Origin of the sequence: Paenibacillus sp. Soil724D2, assembly GCF_001427935.1 — a bacterium.
In the GTDB taxonomy this organism is placed as follows: Bacteria; Bacillota; Bacilli; order Paenibacillales; family NBRC-103111; genus Paenibacillus_E.
Genome location: NZ_LMRY01000056.1, coordinates 1 through 17,654, shown reverse-complemented (window position 1 = coordinate 17,654; position 17,654 = coordinate 1). Strand labels below are relative to the sequence as shown.

13 protein-coding genes, 1 riboswitch and 1 other annotated feature are annotated in these 17,654 nt (G+C 42.8%); of the genes, 8 read left to right on the top strand and 5 right to left on the bottom strand.

What is annotated here, in order from left to right:
• The first annotated feature begins 3 nt into the window (after positions 1-3).
• The 5 genes from ASG85_RS30415 to ASG85_RS30395 all read left to right on the top strand — a co-directional run bounded on the left by ASG85_RS30415 (position 4) and on the right by ASG85_RS30395 (position 8,111).
• Entirely contained in the window at positions 4-1,740 is a 1,737-nt protein-coding gene (locus ASG85_RS30415) for a methyl-accepting chemotaxis protein (protein WP_060648736.1), read from the top strand.
• 168 nt (positions 1,741-1,908) lie between these two features.
• Positions 1,909-4,146 carry a GDYXXLXY domain-containing protein gene (locus tag ASG85_RS30410; RefSeq protein WP_060648734.1) on the top strand — a complete coding sequence of 746 codons (2,238 nt, stop codon included), beginning with the start codon at positions 1,909-1,911 and terminating at the stop codon, positions 4,144-4,146.
• 57 nt (positions 4,147-4,203) lie between these two features.
• On the top strand, positions 4,204-5,070 hold the full coding sequence (locus ASG85_RS30405; protein ID WP_057306472.1) for an EamA family transporter: 867 nt from the start codon (positions 4,204-4,206) through the stop codon (positions 5,068-5,070).
• A 48-nt stretch (positions 5,071-5,118) separates the two neighbouring features.
• Positions 5,119-5,339: a binding site (T-box leader), on the top strand.
• Between the two features lie 79 nt (positions 5,340-5,418).
• A complete protein-coding gene (locus ASG85_RS30400) occupies positions 5,419-7,305 on the top strand; it encodes an arginine--tRNA ligase (protein WP_060648732.1) in 1,887 nt (628 codons plus the stop codon).
• A 176-nt stretch (positions 7,306-7,481) separates the two neighbouring features.
• Complete coding sequence (locus ASG85_RS30395; RefSeq protein ID WP_057306470.1) at positions 7,482-8,111, top strand: hypothetical protein; 630 nt, start codon at positions 7,482-7,484, stop codon at positions 8,109-8,111.
• 446 nt (positions 8,112-8,557) lie between these two features.
• On the opposite strand, the gene ASG85_RS30390 is transcribed toward ASG85_RS30395, so the two are convergent.
• The 4 genes from ASG85_RS30390 to ASG85_RS30375 all read right to left on the bottom strand — a co-directional run bounded on the left by ASG85_RS30390 (position 8,558) and on the right by ASG85_RS30375 (position 12,345).
• Entirely contained in the window at positions 8,558-9,763 is a 1,206-nt protein-coding gene (locus ASG85_RS30390; protein WP_060648730.1) for a threonine synthase, read from the bottom strand.
• 156 nt (positions 9,764-9,919) lie between these two features.
• Positions 9,920-10,678: a YheC/YheD family protein gene (locus ASG85_RS30385; protein WP_060648728.1), complete on the bottom strand. Its 759-nt coding sequence runs from the start codon at positions 10,676-10,678 to the stop codon at positions 9,920-9,922.
• Complete coding sequence (gene panD / locus ASG85_RS30380) at positions 10,671-11,072, bottom strand: aspartate 1-decarboxylase (RefSeq protein WP_060648725.1); 402 nt, start codon at positions 11,070-11,072, stop codon at positions 10,671-10,673. Before panD ends, ASG85_RS30385 begins: the two co-directional genes overlap by 8 nt.
• Before the next feature lie 505 nt (positions 11,073-11,577).
• Positions 11,578-12,345 (bottom strand): sulfite exporter TauE/SafE family protein, encoded by a 768-nt coding sequence (locus ASG85_RS30375; RefSeq protein ID WP_057306465.1) that lies wholly within the window; start codon positions 12,343-12,345, stop codon positions 11,578-11,580.
• Positions 12,346-12,540: 195 nt separating this feature from the next.
• Between ASG85_RS30375 and ASG85_RS30370 the strand changes: the two genes are divergently transcribed.
• The gene (locus tag ASG85_RS30370; protein WP_060648951.1) at positions 12,541-13,872 is read left to right on the top strand and encodes an MFS transporter; all 1,332 of its coding nucleotides are present in this window, start codon (positions 12,541-12,543) and stop codon (positions 13,870-13,872) included.
• Positions 13,873-13,893: 21 nt separating this feature from the next.
• Here ASG85_RS30370 and ASG85_RS30365 read toward each other — a convergent pair whose 3' ends face one another.
• Positions 13,894-15,675 (bottom strand): putative bifunctional diguanylate cyclase/phosphodiesterase, encoded by a 1,782-nt coding sequence (locus ASG85_RS30365; RefSeq protein WP_060648724.1) that lies wholly within the window; start codon positions 15,673-15,675, stop codon positions 13,894-13,896.
• Between the two features lie 62 nt (positions 15,676-15,737).
• Positions 15,738-15,831: riboswitch (cyclic di-GMP riboswitch) on the bottom strand.
• A 205-nt stretch (positions 15,832-16,036) separates the two neighbouring features.
• On the opposite strand from ASG85_RS30365, the gene ASG85_RS30360 reads away from it, so the two are divergent.
• Positions 16,037-16,687, top strand: a complete 651-nt coding sequence (locus ASG85_RS30360; RefSeq protein WP_060648722.1) for an HAD family hydrolase — start codon at positions 16,037-16,039, stop codon at positions 16,685-16,687.
• A 39-nt stretch (positions 16,688-16,726) separates the two neighbouring features.
• Positions 16,727-17,149, top strand: coding sequence for a GNAT family N-acetyltransferase (locus ASG85_RS30355; protein WP_321166615.1), 423 nt, complete (start codon positions 16,727-16,729; stop codon positions 17,147-17,149).
• The last annotated feature ends 505 nt before the right edge of the window (positions 17,150-17,654 follow it).

The following is a 17,654-nucleotide window of genomic DNA, read 5'->3' as shown; positions in this document are numbered from 1 at the left end:
GAAGTGGCAAAGCATGCTCCAAATAAAATAATAAACTGGTTCAGAGGACAAATCGCGGTGAAGATGACGAGCAGTATCTTACTGCTGCTGTTATTCGTATGCGCAGCCTTCTCCGTCTCTTCCTATTTGGCCAGCAAAAGTTTAACAACGAAGCTTGAGGATCAATTTGTTCTAAGATTAACGACAAACATTGAAAATGTTTCAAAATATATGACTTCTATTCCCGAACATGCAGATGAAATTACAGGCAAAGATCAACCGGCTTATACCAAAATAAAACAGCAATTTGAACAATTTAAAAAGCAAGACTCTCTTGAGAATGTTTATGTCTTGCAGAAAGTTCAGAATAAAGATCAAATCGTCATTTTAACCGGAGTTGATGAAGATTTCGGCACCGAGTATCCCTTTACGCCTGAAATGAACAGCGCGATCAAAGAAAATAAATTAACGATCAGTGAGATTTACAAGGACGAATTTGGTATACATAAATCTGTCTTTGTTCCCCTCAAAAATGTTAAAGGCGAAAACGTCGGAATTCTCGGGATTGATTTAGATGCCTCAGTCGTTCCCAAAACGAAGCAAGAATTGTTATGGACAACCTTTACGATTACCTTAATCGTTATAGTCGTAGGCGGTCTGATAGCCTTCTTCATAAGTCGAAGTGTGACGAGACCGGTCATTCAGCTGATGCGTGTAACAGAAAAGGTTGCTGCCGGAGATTTATCTGCACAAGTCGCAATCCAGCGAGTAGATGAGATCGGTAAATTGGCAAATGCTTTTAACGAGATGCGTCAGAATTTAGATTCCCTGATCCGCCAAATATTTTCTTCATCCAACCTTATTACCAATACCAGCGCGCAATTGTATCAGTCTGCGGACGAATCCAGCTCTAGCAGCGCGCAGGTTGCCGTTTCCATGAACAGCATGAACGAAGGGGTTGCTGAAGTTGTTTCTTCCATTACAGAGAGTACTTCATCCATCGTTGAGATCAATACGGAATTATCAGAAGTAACATCTGAAGTCAAAGAGATGCAGGAAATGGCCCACAAGGTAGGTGCACAATCTGCAGACGGTCAGCAGCTTGTTGAGAAGACATTACATCAGATGAATGTGATTCAAAAAGAGATGAAGCATTCACAAGAAGCCGCGCAGCAGTTGGGAAACCGCTCGAAGGAAATTGGGGAAATTATCCATATTATCACCGAAATTGCACAGCAGACGAACCTACTGGCACTGAATGCGTCCATTGAAGCGGCACGTGTTGGAGAACAGGGGAAAGGCTTTGCCGTTGTAGCTGGTGAAGTGAAGAAGTTGGCGGAGCAATCCACGAAAGCCGCAAGCTCAATCACAGAGCTCGTTTCCAGTACCCAAAATGACAGCCTTCTTGTCATGGAGAGCATTGTCCAGGGAAATCAAGCCGTTGAACAAGGTCAAAGCTGGATTAATGATACGTATGAAAATTTTAAAGTTATTTTTAACGGTATTTCTGTTTTCTCCAATCGGACAGACCATTTGATCCATACTTTGGAGCGAGCAGAAAGATCCTTTGAGATCATTTCGAATGCCATGCAGAAAATCTCAGGGATTACAGAGGAACAATCCGCAGGCTATGAGGAAGTGGCGGCGGCAGCTCAAGAGCAAAGTGCTTCCATTCAGGAAATTACTTCAGCCATTCGCCAACTATCTGATATGGCTGTTGTCCTGCAAAGTTCTGTTCAAAATTTTAAGATCACAGATTGAATGCAATGACTTCCTTCATTTGATTACTTGCCAGCCCAGTGCTGGCTTTTTTATTTGAAAGCCATTAATCATCCATAGGCTAATGATCTGGTACTAGGAATAGATAGTACTTCTCAAACTGCATATCTCTAGTACAATTAGAAGTAAGCGAGAGGAGGAATATTCATCATGAAATCCAAATTTGTTATGATTGGGCTAGGCTATGTATTGGGAGCAAGTGCTCTACTAACCGCCATTGTATATTTTTTTGCTACGAATTGGGAGAAATTGAACCGCTGGGAGAAATTCATTCCTGTCTTTGTGCTCATATTGGGCTTTTACGGCTTATCTGTATGGCTTTCGCGCCAAAATGGCAGGCAGTTTCTAAGTAAACTTAGCTTGTTCGCAAGCTGTATATCCTTCGGTGTAGGTGTTGGACTCATTGGGCAAACCTACAATTCTCATGCGGACAGTTACAGCTTGTTCGCCGTATGGTTCATTCCGGCATTTTTGCTTGCCTTATTAACCAGATGGCAGCCCTACTATGTACTGGCCTATATTTTAGGCCATCTCGCTTACGGAATATATTTCTTTGGGCGTTGGGGAGTAAATTCAGATGCGGAAATCATTCAAATCACCATCTGGCTCGGAATCGCCATTGCAAATGGCATCTTGTATGTTCTGAGCGAGAAGGAGCGTTTGTACTCGCCATTTCTGAAATGGATCTCTTTTCAAATTGGGATGGCGGTTTTAGTCGTGGCTTCAAATTCACATGCGTACGAAAAGTACGGTATCTTTATGAACTTGCCACTCATCCTAGTACTTGCGGCAGCCGTGTACTATACACACAAGACGAGGAACAAAGCTTATCTATTGTTTGCCGGTCTGTGGGTATCGATCACGGTGACAGTCAAATATATCGAGCTTATCATCCAGTATTATAACGAGTTTTTTTTCATAGCCAGCTTGTTGTTTATTATCTTGTTCATCTTTGCGAATGTGAAGTTCATGAACTTTATTCGTTCTTGGAATCCCTCTTCCAAGCAGTTGCAACCGGAAAATCGCTCGGATCAAGAAGCTACGGATCAAGCAAAGCCGGAAGGAGATTTTACCAAATGGGTCGTCCGTGTCCTCACCGTTTCGGTCATCATTATTGGCTCGCTTCTGGGAAGCTTGACGATCATTGGGATTATCACTGTTGTACTAGGATTTAATGAACCGGAGAATATACTAATAGGCTTTGGGTGTGTCACTGTCATTGCGATGATCATAGCAAAAAAACTAAATTCATTAGTGCGATACACGATACTCATTAGTGGATTGCTGCTTGGAGCAGGAGCGGCTGTATTTACGGAGAATGTTCCTATTCTCTTGGTTTTCCTGGCGCTTACGATTGCAGCTTTTATCTACATTGGTGGGTTGGTACATCGTATATTCTTCTTACTGGCTGCTGTCATTATTGCTTCTTTCGTACTTTTCAATTGGATTGATAGCGGTACTATTGTTCTTACCGTACTTACCGGCTTATTATTCATTATGTTTGCCAGTGGTCAGGTCATTGCAAATACGGGAGTCAGACAACCCATACTTTACAGCAGTTTTCCTTCATTTCTGATAACTTTATTTGCCTTAACTTTTATGGCGGAGTCATCTTGGTATTATATAGCCAATGTGCTATTCTTTATCGTCGTTGTTCTCGCTTTGGTCATTAGTAGACAACTGCAAATCAAATGGATTTATGCTTGGTCAATGGGCTTCTGGATTGCTTTCCTGGTATATAAATATTATGATCTGGCCTGGAAGCTTCTGCACAAATCGATTAGCTTCGCGGCTATCGGGATTTTGGTTCTTGCCTTTACGGTTTGGTATGAAAAAAGACATCGTTCTGAAGCGATTGAACCCGTTGAGGCTAATTCTAATTATGCTATGAACCGCTGGATTATTGCTCTGCTAGTTCTGCTTCAAGTCATGGCAATGTCCTTACAAATTGGTAAAAGTGAGTGGCTGCTCGCTCACGGACAGCTGATTAAGCTGGAGCTTAAACCGCTTGATCCACGTTCACTAATTCAAGGTGACTATGTGCGTTTGCGCTATACTATATCTGAGCCGCCTCTATTTGCAGATAAAAATGATGAGGCAAGTTCTAAGGGGAAAATTACAATCGTTCTCTCTCCGAACCAGGCGACAGGTGTTTATGAATATCGCCGCTTATATACCAAAGGGGAAGCATTAGCTCCGGGAGAGGTTCGCATGAATGGAAACAAGGTCGGTTATGAGGGTATTGAATATGGGATCGAGACTTATTTCATTCCGGAAGGAACAGGCCGTGTATTTGAACGGGATGCCAAGTTTGCTGAAGTGAAAGTTTCTGCTGGCGGCGATGCGATCCTTGTGCGTTTATTGTTACAACCAAGTGTTGTCCAATAAAGATTAATGTGGTAAAATTACCCGATCTTTGCTTAAAAGAAAGGGGTAACTCTTCTCATGTGGCTTATATTTTCAGTGCTTGCGGCTGCCAGTTTCGGGCTGCGAGGCATTCTATATCATTGGACCAGCCAGCAATCGCTGAATCGGAATGTGCTGCTCTGCGGCACATTTTTTATGGGGGCGCTCGTCAGTATTGGCTGCGCCCTTATTTCACAGCAAGAGTGGACGGTATCAGCTCTGATTGGTGTTCAAATGGGATTGTTCTCTTTTGGAGCCAATGCCAGTATGTTCAAAGGCTTTGCGGTAGGCAAAGCCTCTTTAGTTGCCATCCTCACCGGTTTACCATCGGTCGTTGTGGTTTTCGTCGCATTTCTACTTTGGGATGAGCGACTTAATTTATGGCAATTCTTTGCCTTCCTTGTGATCGTAGTAGGTATTTTATTCGTTCGTTACTCGAATGATATCACCCTTAAGAACCTGCAAGGAGCCGGATGGGGAGTGCTTGCTTTGTTTCTTTTTGCCGGAAATGATTTGTCTAGCAAATGGACAACCATCGTTTCTGCGCCATTGTTTCCAACGCTATTTTTTATGTTTGCAACAGGGACATGCTGTTTCGGATTATGGTGGTTGAAGGACAGGGCAAAGGATAAAGGAAAAGAAGTCGCGCCAGCCAGTTGGACAGAACGTAGAACCTTCCTGATTGGAATGGTCGTCGGGATTACAAATGTCATAGGCATGATCTTCATTATCCATGCATTCGATCAGGGGAAAACGGGATTAGTTTCCGCCGTCGTTGCACTTAATGTATTGATAGTCTTATTGTATACACGGTTTGTTTTGAAGGACAAATTCTCAAAAATGGAGCAATCCGGCTTAGCTTTAGCATTCATAGGCATTATGATGATGAAATTAGTTGGATCTTGACAACACATTATTATTGCTGTAATATTCAGTAAATTCTTAATTTCATAATCAACATTGATGAACAGGACAGTAATTCTTGTCGGACAGTCGCAGCGAGCCGGAGCAGGTGGGAACCGGTACGAATGTCAAGAGTGAAGCGGGTCTGGGAAATGGTCTTCTGAAAGTACGGTGTAGGGAGATCCGGCATAAGCCGTTATCGTTGGAGTGGTTAAACCAGTGGTTTAACACTTAGAGTGGTACCGCGGGAATGAACAGCTCTCGTCTCTTATTATAGAGACGGGGGCTTTTTTGCGTTTTTCTGAAAAAAGATTATAGGCTTCGCATCAATCCTATTAGGAGGAATATGCCATGATTCAACAGCTTTTAACGAATGAAATCGAGTATCATGTAGGTGTTTTATTTCAAGAGTACGGAATAGAACAACCTGTGACGCTGAAAATCTTGACGGAACACCCAGCACACGCAGAGCACGGGGATTACAGCACGAATGTTGCTATGCTTTTAGCAAAAATAGTACGTAAAGCTCCTTTGCAAATCGCACAAGAGCTTCAACAGCGTATAGAAAAGAGCGGTTCCGTACAAGGCTTATTTGCCAAAGTGGCTGCAGTGCCTCCGGGGTTTCTGAACTTTTATATAAGTTGGGACACGTGGTCTTCTGGTCAATATGGAGCTGCAAAAGAGCTTGTTGATCAAAGAAACAAAACAAGAATTTTGATCGAACATACATCAATCAATCCGAATAAAGCTGCTCATATTGGCCATTTGAGAAATTCTTGTATCGGTGATTCGTTGTCTCGCATGCTCTCGCAAGCAGGGTATCAGGTGGAGGTGCATAACTATATTGATGATCTGGGGAATCAATTAGCGGATACCGTGGTGGGCATTCTTCATACAAAGACAGAAGAGTCTTTTAATCGATTTGGCGACTTTTGTTGGGAAACCTACGCTAAGGTGAATCAGGCTTACAAAGTGCAGCCAGAGCTTGTAGAGCAGCGTTCTACAGTTCTTCATGCGCTAGAGAGTGGGCATTCCAATCTTGCGTGGATGGGTGCTTTGGTGGCGGAAAGGATCGTTCGCGAGCAGTTGGAAGAAATGAAGCAGTTCGGCATACATTACGATGTGCTGGTTTGGGAAAGCAGCATTGTGAGAGCGGGATTCTGGGACACAACCTTTGAGCTGCTGAGCCAAACTGATATGTTTCATAAGGTGACGGATGGGAAATTAGCAGGCTGCTGGGTATTGAAGAATCTAGAAGAAGGGGCCGTTACAGCTGGGGAAAGCACAAATTATCAAGGGGATAAAGTGCTTGTTCGTTCCAATGGTATTTTAACGTATACAGCGAAGGATATAGCCTATCATCTATGGAAATTCGGTGTGCTGCCGAATGATTTTGTATATAAAAAATGGGAGGATGGACTATGGTCCACAGCTTTCCAGGGCAGAAAGAAATCGATAGGGCAAGCGGATGTCGTCATTAATGTTATTGATTATCGTCAGCAATACCCGCAGGAGATGGTTAAGCTAGCTCTAGAAGTATTGGGCTATGAGCAGCAGGCGAGTCAGCTTAAACACGTGAGCTATGGGGTCGTTTCCTTAAGCCCGGAAACTGCAGCAGGACTGGGTATTGATATTTCGGCTGGCAAAAGCTCCTATGCGATGTCTGGGCGCCAAGGGATTGGAATTAAAGTCGCGGACCTACTCGATCACATGGAGAGAGTCATTGACGCTAAACGCTCAAGAAAAGCGGGTATTTCCAGCAGATCGATTGCTGCGGCTGCGATTCGTTATTATTTGCTGAAATATCAGCTGCAAACAGAAGTTATTTTTGACTTGGAGCAAGCGACGGAAATAACCGGGAACACGGGCGTCTACCTGCTTTATGCATACTCAAGAGCTAACAGTATTTTGGACAAAGCAAAGAAAGATACTCGACTTCATAAGATGGAAGCAAAGTTCGATGGGACTCTTCTGGAAGAACAGGAATATCAGCTTTTGAGGCACGTCGCCTATTGGCCCGAAACACTGGAAGCTGCCACTAAACAATTGGCGCCTAGCATACTCTGCCATTACGCTTTCGAGCTAGCTTCGCTTTTTAACCATTTCTACAGTGTTTGTCCGGTTTTAAAAGGCAGTGAAGAAAGCATAGCCCATCGCCTTTGGATCACGCAAACGTATAAACAGACGCTGCATCAGGTACTGGAAGTGCTGGGTATGCCGACGCCAAAACGATTGTAACCGAAAAAACGATTGCATGTATTCTATTAGGCAATGCCATTTCGATTAACGCTTCGGAAGTCGGGGTTGTCCGCATTCGTCCTTAAAAATGCAACATAAGCTTTCTGATCTTGATCAAATGCGGTACAATAGGGATATTCGTGCCAATTTGAATGATTCAGGAGGCTTTAACCACAATGACAGAAAAAGATATCGACACACAAGCTCCAGTAGATAACGAACAAGATCAAGAACGCGAACAGGCCCAAATCATTATGACTTGGTTTCAGCACATTCAAGAAGTAATGAAAGAACAATTTCCCGAATATGAAGTAGATGGCCAGATTGGCAATAATCCGACTTATGGTCCAATGTTTGCCTTCACACTTAAAAATGATGAAAAGTCCACATCATGCGGATTTTTCTTGAATGAAATTATGAGAAACTTCCAAACAAATCCGAATGCGGGGCTGTGGTTATCGTCCTTTTTCGTAGATTTGTTGAGAAGCCCAGAAAATCATCCGCTGCCGAATCCTCCACAATCGGAAGATGAAGCCAAAGAGCTGCTGGATAAACATATTGTTCCTTATTGCGCGGCTACAGTTCGTGAAGAATTCCCTGATCAAAAGATCTATGTTGACTTGGAGCTTCATGAGGAGCATGGTCCAGTCCTCGAGGCTGGCTTCGTAGCTGTTGAAGATGGCAATAATACATGTGCACTTCCGCTGCAATATTTAATGACGTTATATTTATTGAATCGTGACCCGGCAGAGCCTTTAATTCAAGCGATGTATCGGTTGTATGAAGAAAATAATTTAGGCCAATAAGGATGAGAAGTGAACAGCCAGGAGGGTTTCCTCCTGGCTGTTCGGTTTGGTTGAGGTTTGGTTATATTTTGATTGATTTAATTTGATTTTTGTTTGATGTGATTTGATTTGAGGGAGCTTAAAGTGGAGTAGTTTCCCTTTTCATTGTTTTGCTACATGAGAAGTTGTACTACGTACAACAATTTTCTTAGTTTCTTCTCTCTGAGCAGGAATTGTTGTAATTCGTACAACAATTTGCTCGATTTTTGCTCAAAAGGGCTACTTAAAGTAGAAATTGTTGCAATTTTTGCAACAATTTCCAAGAGGTATGCTAATTTGTTTGATTTTTGTTATACAACGTACAACATTGCTTCCTTTATAGTTTGGAAGTCATGCAGCGTGTCAGAGAGAAATGTGAAGGTAGGAGTAGAGAATGGCTAATTTAATCCATCCTCTCGATTTACTTCCTACAAACGGAGATACTCCTCATAGCTTTTAATAATCGGAAGTGGAGAGATGGAACCAAACTTCACATATTTCATCGCATGCGACGTATTAAAGAGCACAACGGTATCGCTCGGACGCAGCCATCCGCTGTCGCAGAGTGCGAGCAGACCTGCCCAAGTTGCCGAGCCTTCGGGGGACGCGGAGATGCCCTGCGAGCCCAAAGCGCGAGTAGCCTCGGCAATTTGGCTCTTGGAGAGGGCGATGGCTGTGCCGCCGCTTTGTTTCACAATCGACAGGATGAGTGCCAAGTCTGGCGGATTCGGTACGCGCATACCTGTCGGACTAGCTTCTACTCCGGCAGCTTGGGCACTTCCAGCTTGTCTGCATGCGATGCCATCGACAATTGGCTGGCATCCTTCTTCCTGCACGCAGACGAATCTTGGCATGGGGCCGTCAATCCAGCGAAGTGCTTTGAGCTCCTGGTAAGCTTTCCACATGCCAATAATACCGGAGCCGCCGCCGGTTGGATAGATGATGACGTCGGGGAACGTCCAGCCAAGCTGTTCGGCTAGCTCAAGTCCCATTGTTTTCTTGCCTTCTACACGTCCGGGCTCCTTCAATGTGCCAACATTTACCCAACCCTGATCTTGTTTACCCGCTTCAATGATTGCTGCTGCATCATGAATGAAGCCATCTACGAGGTAGGTGGCTGCTCCATATAACGGACATTCGTCCACGATTAATGGCGGGCAATCCATGGGGATAAAGACGGATGCCTCGATCCCGGCACGTCCTGCATAAGCGGCTAATGCCCCTGCGGCATTTCCATTGGATGGAACGGCCGCTTTCGTCGCTCCCGCTTCTTTGAGCAAGGAAACAGCGACGGAGAAGCCCCTCGACTTAAAACTCCCCGTAGGGTTCTGCTCTTCTCTCTTGATCCATAGCCGTTTAATAGGCAGTCTCTGCTCCCATTCCTGCATACGCAGAAGTGGCGTCCAGCCTTCGCCTAAGGTGATGATACAATCAGGGTTACTCACTGGAAGCAATTCTTTATATCTCCACATCGATGGGTAGCGTGTTTGTAAAGCTTCCTTCGTTAACGTTCTAGCTAAGTGTTCCAAGTCGTAATCGACCAATAAAGTGCCACCGCAGTCGCATTTCATTTCTTGATAACGGAAAGGGAGCCTTGCAGAACATCGTGAGCAATAAAGCCCCAATCGCTTCATCTCCGGGCCTCCTCAAAGTTTTCAATAGAAAACTATTATAGTTTTAATAAGAGTTTTGTTATTGCAAACTCTTATTTAGACTATTACCAAGAGGAGAAGATGGAAACGGCTTGTGTCTTTTGATTTATTTTTATTTTTCCAACTTATTTTAGCGATTCAAATATTTGGTTTGTTTTTGTTTTTCTTTTTGTGAAATGACTTTATCTTGTAGAACATCGACTTATCCTTCAATTTCAAAAATAGCTCAAGCATTGGAGCGAAATTAACCTCAATTATCCAAACATTCCCTTCTTTATCGAATGCCATATCAATCCCCATCGTCCGCACCCAAGGATAATAAGGACCCAATTTCTTAGCGGCTTGCAAGGCAACTTTATCGAGCTGTGAGAGGAGATCAGAAGCCCGCATCTTTTTGAGCGCCGAGTTTTTGAGAGCATGTTCCACCGATACGACCTTGCCGCTGCTCATGCGAATATTCGTTACGATAAAGCCCTTTCCGGCCACTTTGGCCAGTTTACCGGTCACTTCCCAAGGTGAGTTTAGGCGTCGCTGTACCATCACTCTGAGATCAAAGGGCCGGTCATTCACCGTAGCAAGCGGAATTCGCTGCTGAATAATGTTGTTTTTGCTCGCTTTCTTTTTGATATAAGCGTTTAATTGGGTATGGTTTGTAAAATTTTTCTTCGTAGCGCCATCCTGTACCTCATATGTGGAAGAATCCATCTTTTTGATCCGAATGACACCATTGCCCCCATAGCTCCCAGTTGGTTTAATGATGACCTGACTGTATTTTTTTATCATGCGCCAGAAAGAGCTTTTTCGCAGCCATGCTGTTTCTGGAAGATTCACACGAAGTTCAGACGATTTCTGCAGCAGCTTATATTTGGTCCATTTACTTGTGTTTAGTTTAGTCATTAGATTTCGCTTCTTGCTTGAGAATAACAAGATCATGTTCTTCAACCCTGAGCAGTTGATTGCGTTCATCAACGAAGACCACTTGAGGTTTGAGGTTGTTAATTTCGGCTTCATTCATGAGTCCCATACTTAGAATAATAACGAGGTCGCCAGGAGCAAAAAGGTGGGCAGGGGGACCATTCAAACCGATCTTGCCGCAGCCTTCCGGCGCAGGTATCGCGTAAGTTTTCCACCGGGTGGCGTTTCGCAGACTTGTGACTTGAACCAGTTCATAGGGTAAAATATTCGCTTTACGCATTAATAAACTGTCTATGGTAATGCTTCCCACGTAATCCAAATCGGCTTCCGTTACCGTCGCACGATGGATCTTCCCTTTACACATTAGTCGCAGCATATGCAGTAGCTCCTTTAACATCACATTGGGTATTCATCACAAAGTATGACTAAGGTCGATCTCCTGGTGTAGGCTATAGCCTATTTCCAAAGAAAAATGGGTAAATGCCACGCTGAATTAGGGCTATGATATACTAATTAAACGGATATATGTAAAACTTGGGTAGATGGGAGTGAAAAGTTCTGCAGCCTATTCTGGTTATTGATCGGGCAAACGCGGAGAAGGGTTAAAGGGGATATATTGGAGAATAGCTGCTGCAATTGCTGTAACGGAAATGTTGGCAATGTCACTCATGCTGGGTTTACATATTATCAAGCCAACGAGCCAATTCATTATCCCGATAAGAGCGGCAATGACGTTGAAATAAAAGGCAGGTATTTCCCGGGGAACCGCACAAAACGACAAGTTAAGAGCATAGCAAGAAGCGTCCGATTAAGTTTACTCGGACGCTTCTTCGTATGAATGATCGGTTCAATGGAAATAAAAACGGAGTCTCAGCTCTGATTCAGCCAATTAATTTAATGCCGCTAATCAATACCAGACTTGCAATAATCATGCGCAAAACATTGGTCGGTGCCTTAGCAGAGAGCATGCTGCCGATAACGACGCCGGGAACGGAACCGATGAGTAGGTTGAGGACGAGCGTATAATTCACATTCCCCATACTGGCATGCAGAATGCCTGCTGCCGTTGCAAGGAAGAAAGCGTGAGCAATGTCAGTTCCGACGAGCTGAGCCGGGTTCATACGGAAAAAGTAAAGCATTGCAATAGCGTACAAGGAGCCGGATCCAATGGACGTAAGCCCGACAACAAAACCCAGTACAGCCCCAATTGTAATGGTTAGTCCTCGTTTCTCCTCCAAAGATTGGAGCTGCCAGCGATTTTCTTTGATTTTGTGGCCGAAGAAAACTTTAAACAAAGTAGCAAACGCCACCAGAATCAAGACATAACCAAGAGCATGCTTAATAATGATCTCCTGATTATGAAAGAACGAATTGAATAATTTTAAAAAAATAATAGCTGCAATTACACCTGGAATACTACCCATGGCCAACATTTTAACCAGCTTGAAATCAATCGTTTTCTGCCGCCAATGCTGAATCGTGCCAAAAAGCTTTGTAATCGAATTATAAAGAAGGTCTGTTCCCACGGCAATTGAAGGATTTATTCCAATCAGGATCAAAATGGGGGTGAGCAGCGAAGCTCCGCCTACACCAGTCAATCCGACCATAAAACCAACAAATACGCCCATAAATAAAACTGTTAAAGTCATGTTGTCATGTCCCCAATCCAATTACCCACTAACCATATTGGATTAATTTTATTATATAGAAAAGCATTATGTAAAGGAAAACTTTTAACTCTTTTTGATTTGACTTCATAATGCTCTGAACATGCTATTCATTCATTCTGGAATCAGTTACAATATGTGGATGTGAAAAAAAGTAGTATTTAGGAGGTGACATCCATTAGAAATCGAACTACGGTTATGGTGAGTATCGTTTTGGCGGTATTAGTGTCGTCTATCGATACCACGATTGCGAATACCACAATGCCGATTATTGTGAAAGAAATTGGTGGCAATGACCTGTACGCATGGGCATTTACCTCCTATATGGTCCTGTCTACTGTATTAGCTCCATTAGCTGGCAGATTATCTGACCTATTTGGGCGGAAGCGGATCTATGCAGCAGGCATACTTCTGTTTCTTTTCGGATCTGTGCTTTGCGGTTTATCCCAGAGTATGCTGCAGCTGATTTTGTTCAGAGCGATTCAAGGAATTGGTGCAGGGGTGATGATGCCCTTTCCTGCCATTATTGCGGGAGATATTTATCCGGTGGAGCAGCGAGGTAAAGTACAAGCGTATTTCACAGGGATGTGGGGGTTATCTGCCATATTAGCACCTCTACTGGGTACGTTTTTCGTGACCTACCTGAGTTGGCGGTGGATTTTTTTCGTTAATATACCGGTATGTATCGTTGCGCTTCTTGCCTTGCAGCCATATAAGGAAGTGTATCAACCGAAGAAAGCCGTAGTCGATTATGGCGGAGCTATTTTGTTTGCCTGTGGCATTTCCTTATTGCTGCTTACTACAGCAGTTGAGCGTTATAGCTATATGTATGGCGCGCTAGGAGGCATATTTATGATTGCTTTCTTTTTATATGAGAGAAAACATCCTGCGCCAATCGTTCCGTTAAATCTGCTGCGCAATCGTCCAGTGGCCATTATGATTGCAAGCTCTTTTCTAAGCTGCGCGGCTCTCTTTGGGACTTCCAGCTTCATACCTCTCTTCCTGCAAAATCAAGGCTACTCGTTGTTTGTTAGCGGTATTGCACTTCTGAGCACATCCATTGGGTGGATGGCTGTTGCTGTTCCTGGTGGGAAATGGGTAATTCGCTATGGATATAAACGGCTTCTAGTCATAGGTAATATAATACTCGTCATTACAGCTGCCTTATTTTATTTCATACATGAGGGTACTCCATTCTGGTACACGTTTACCGCACTAACGACGCTTGGTCTTGCTTATGGGATAATCTTCACTATTACTACAATCGGTTCACAGCAGCTTGTAGCAGCGCACCAGAAGGGGATTTCTACCTCGTTGCAGCTCTTTGCACGGAATATTGGAACAGCGGTCAGCGTAACCATTATGGGTGCAATCCTTACGAAATCCAGCGTCTTTTATACAGGTATTCACGGTATGTTCGTGTTTGGACTTTTGGCAAGCTTACTTTCATTGGCCATGCCGTTTGCTATTCGTTCGGCGTCCGATCTGAAAAGCCAGAAGACGGAGTAACCTCCGCATTCTGGCTTTTTTTCATAAAGCATTTGGACTAGCATTTGTATCATGGAAAACATAACTCTTTTCAAATAGCTCAGCTGTAAGTGGAACTGAGAATAAGTATCCTTGTATATTTTCACAACCAAATCTTTCTAGAAGATTGAGCTGTTCATGAGTTTCTACACCTACGGCAATGACACTCATTTTTAAACTATGTGACATAGCCATAATAGCTTCAATGATTGAAGATTCCGAATTATAGGTAGAGATCTCATGAACGATCGATTTATCAATTTTCAACGTATCCACTGGAGAGTTATGTAAATAACTTAAAGAAGAATAACCAGTTCCGAAATGATCGATAGAGATTTTAACTCCCTCACGCTTTAAAGCATAAAGCTTTTCCATGCAGCTAAGGTCGTAATTCATCGAAATGCTTTCGGTCATTTCAAGTTCTAAATACTGTGCTTCCAGCTTATTTTGATGCAGAATCTCGAGAATCATTGTCACCAAATCTTCTTGATGAAACTGGACAGAGGATATATTCACTGCAATAGGAACAGGCTCCATGCCCGCAGCTTGCCATTTATTCATTTGTAAGCAGGCAGTTTGTAAAACCCATTTTCCGATTGCAATAATTTGTCCGGACTCTTCAGCAATAGGAATAAATTCCTTCGGAGAGACGCTTCCTAACGCATGGCTATCCCACCGTAGTAAAGCTTCTACCCCGATTATTTTGCCAGTAGGAATATGGAATTTGGGTTGGTACATGAGGTAGAGCTCATTATGTTCTATAGCTGACCGGAGGGATTGCTCACATGCACTTCTCCTCGAATAAATGACACTCATTTCCTGTTCATAAAAATGATAATGGTTTCCACCGAGGTCTTTGGCCAAATACATCGCTTGATCAGCATTTTTCAGTAGAACCTCCGGATCTTCTCCATCGATTGGATACAAAGAGATACCGATACTAGTGGAAACAAAAACATTTCGACCATCAATTTGGAAAGGAGCTTCCAGTTGTCGAATGATTTTCTCCGCTTGCACAGCTGCTGACTCCCGATTCCCGAATGGGTACAAAATCACAAATTCATCGCCACTTAGCCTGGAAACAATGCTTTGTGCAAACAAGCTTTCCGAGAGCAGTGCGGAGAACTTTTGCAGCACCAGATCTCCCAAGTGGTGGCCTAAGGTATCGTTAATGAGTTTAAACCGATTTACATCAAGGAAAAGTAGAGCTAAGCTTTGATTATGTTGTTTGGCTTTGTTTAACACATCATGGAAAAGCTGATTGAACTGGTTGCGATTCGGCAAGCCTGTCAGAAGATCAAAATAGGCTAGCTGTTGTATCATTTCCTCGGACTTCTTTTTTTCAGTCAGATCACGGAGATAAGCTGTATAAACATGCCTTCCTTTATACGGAGTGCTCGTAATCGTTATTTCCGCTGGAAACACGCTGCCATCCGATCGAAATGCTTTCAATTCGGTTCGCTTACCGATAATCGATTCATCTTTGGCTGTGAATAGCAGATTTAAGAAGGTTGTCTCCTGGCCATCTTTTTCAAAAAGAAAATCGATTAACGTTAGCCCTAGAGCTTCTTTGCGTTCGTAACCCAAAATGGCTTCTGCTGCAGGATTAAACGCAATGATCCTCCCACTTGAATTAAACATCATGATACAATCGATAGCAGACTCTAATAGCGAAGCTTGGAGTGCTTTTTTGTTATTAAAGGATAAGTAAAGAGCAGTTATTGAAATAATGAACGTTAGCAGCATGAGGTAAATTGGATAATTATCTGTTAGCGTATGGTGCATGAATCAACCTCATTTCGTATAAATAAAAAAGCCCATCCCGAATGAAAGGATGAACTCCTTGACTCGGTAACCTGTCGTCCATAGCAATCCCAATTAGGGATGCCTTAGGTCATGGCTTTGCGTCGCATTGTTTCCAATGGTTTGCTTTTTACGATTCTATTTATGTAGTTCATAAGGCACTAGTCAGTGATGTGTAAAGCTTAAATACCAGTTAATACGCCCTATTATAATTAGTTAAAAATGACGTGTCTATAGCGGTATTTGCATATAATTAGCGAACGATGTCGAATTCAACTAAGAATAATTTATAATGCTAATTTCTTGATTTTTTATAGTTCTAAAGATGGATAGGTGAGGTTCAATGTATAAATCAAGCCATGTTCGAGGCATTATTTTTGATATGGATAATACACTGCTGAGGTCTAAGATTAATTTCCAAATGATGAAAAAGCAAGTGGCGGACTACCTTATTGATCATGATTTATTGCCAGTTGGTTTTCCGATTCAAGAGCATACCACTTCAACCATGATTGAGTATGTGAAAGCGAACGGGATGTCTGAAGAGTCCTATACAGAAGTGATGCATATGGTCGTTCAACATGAACTAATCGGCATGGAAGGCGCAGGACTGGAATCCCATGTTTCCGAGCTCCTGAAAGCTTTAATGACGGGATATGTCCTGGTTATTGTGACAAATAATTCATACAAGGCAGCGGTACAAGCGCTGGAAACAACGGGAATTCATCCATACTTTGATTTGATCATCGGAAGAGAACAAATGGAAGCGATGAAACCATCTCCATCTGGATACTTAGCCGCTAAGCAGCATTTTCCACACATTCTTGAGAGCGAATGGATATCAATCGGAGATTCGTGGATAGATGGCAGAGCGTCCGTAGATGCAGGAGTTCCCTTTATCAGCTACGGGCTGAGCGGACATCTGATGAAGGAGAAGGGAATCTCCCCTGTAGCTCATATTGACAGCTTGCTTAAGTTGTTAGATTATGTGTAGATAACAATACGAAAGTAGTGAATAAAGATGTTAGTAAATGTGAAATCCCGACTAAATGAAAATGATATACAAGAACTGCTGAGTTACAGCGTTTTCCCCGATCCTGAGGCGTTGCAACCTGTCATTGATCGTTATGAAAATGATGCTAATCTATGGTTGTTTGGATATGAATCCGAAGGTATCATGGTGGGCATTATCGGCTTTGAACTCAGTGATAATCAGGAGATGACGATCACTCATCTTGCCGTTGAACCGGAGAGCAGAGGGGTAGGCTTTGGACGAGGGATTATCCTAGAAATTATTGAAGATATGCACCCCGTTCGAATCGTGGCAGAAACGGATGAAGAGTCAGTCCAATTTTATCGGAATATTGGGTTTGTCATTCGCAGCCTCGGAGAGAAATATCCGGGTGTAGAGCGTTTTCTATGTACATATGAGGTAGAAGAAGCGGAAGAGGATTAAGAGATCGCAGAGACTGTTAAAGAAACGGAACTACGATTCGTAATTTTTGGAAAAAGACGTTAGAAATTGAAATCGCGGAGCGTTGTTCCTCAAAGTATATTTATCTCTTTCAAAAAAGGATCTGAGTCGTCGACTCAGATCCTTTTTTTTCTATCTATATGGAATTAAATGTTTTTGGGTTAGGGGGAGGTAAAGTTAAATCCATCCTGATGTTTTGTTTTCTAATTTGTAGGAGAAGACATTCGATTCATTCGTCTAATCATGCTCAATATTGAGGTCTTAAACCGGGATCAATCGTCAATTATGCTGGGTTGAGGTTGTTGGATGAATGAATTCAAACACGCGGTTGAATGGTGTTGTTTAAAAGAGTCAATTTCATAATAAAGTCCGATTTTTCCAAGTATGGATTCGGGAGAAATGCAGTTGAATAAGAGCCTTTAGAGACTGCTATTTCTTCATTTCCAGCGTATTTTGTAAAAATAAGAGTCCGTAATAAGAGTCCGTA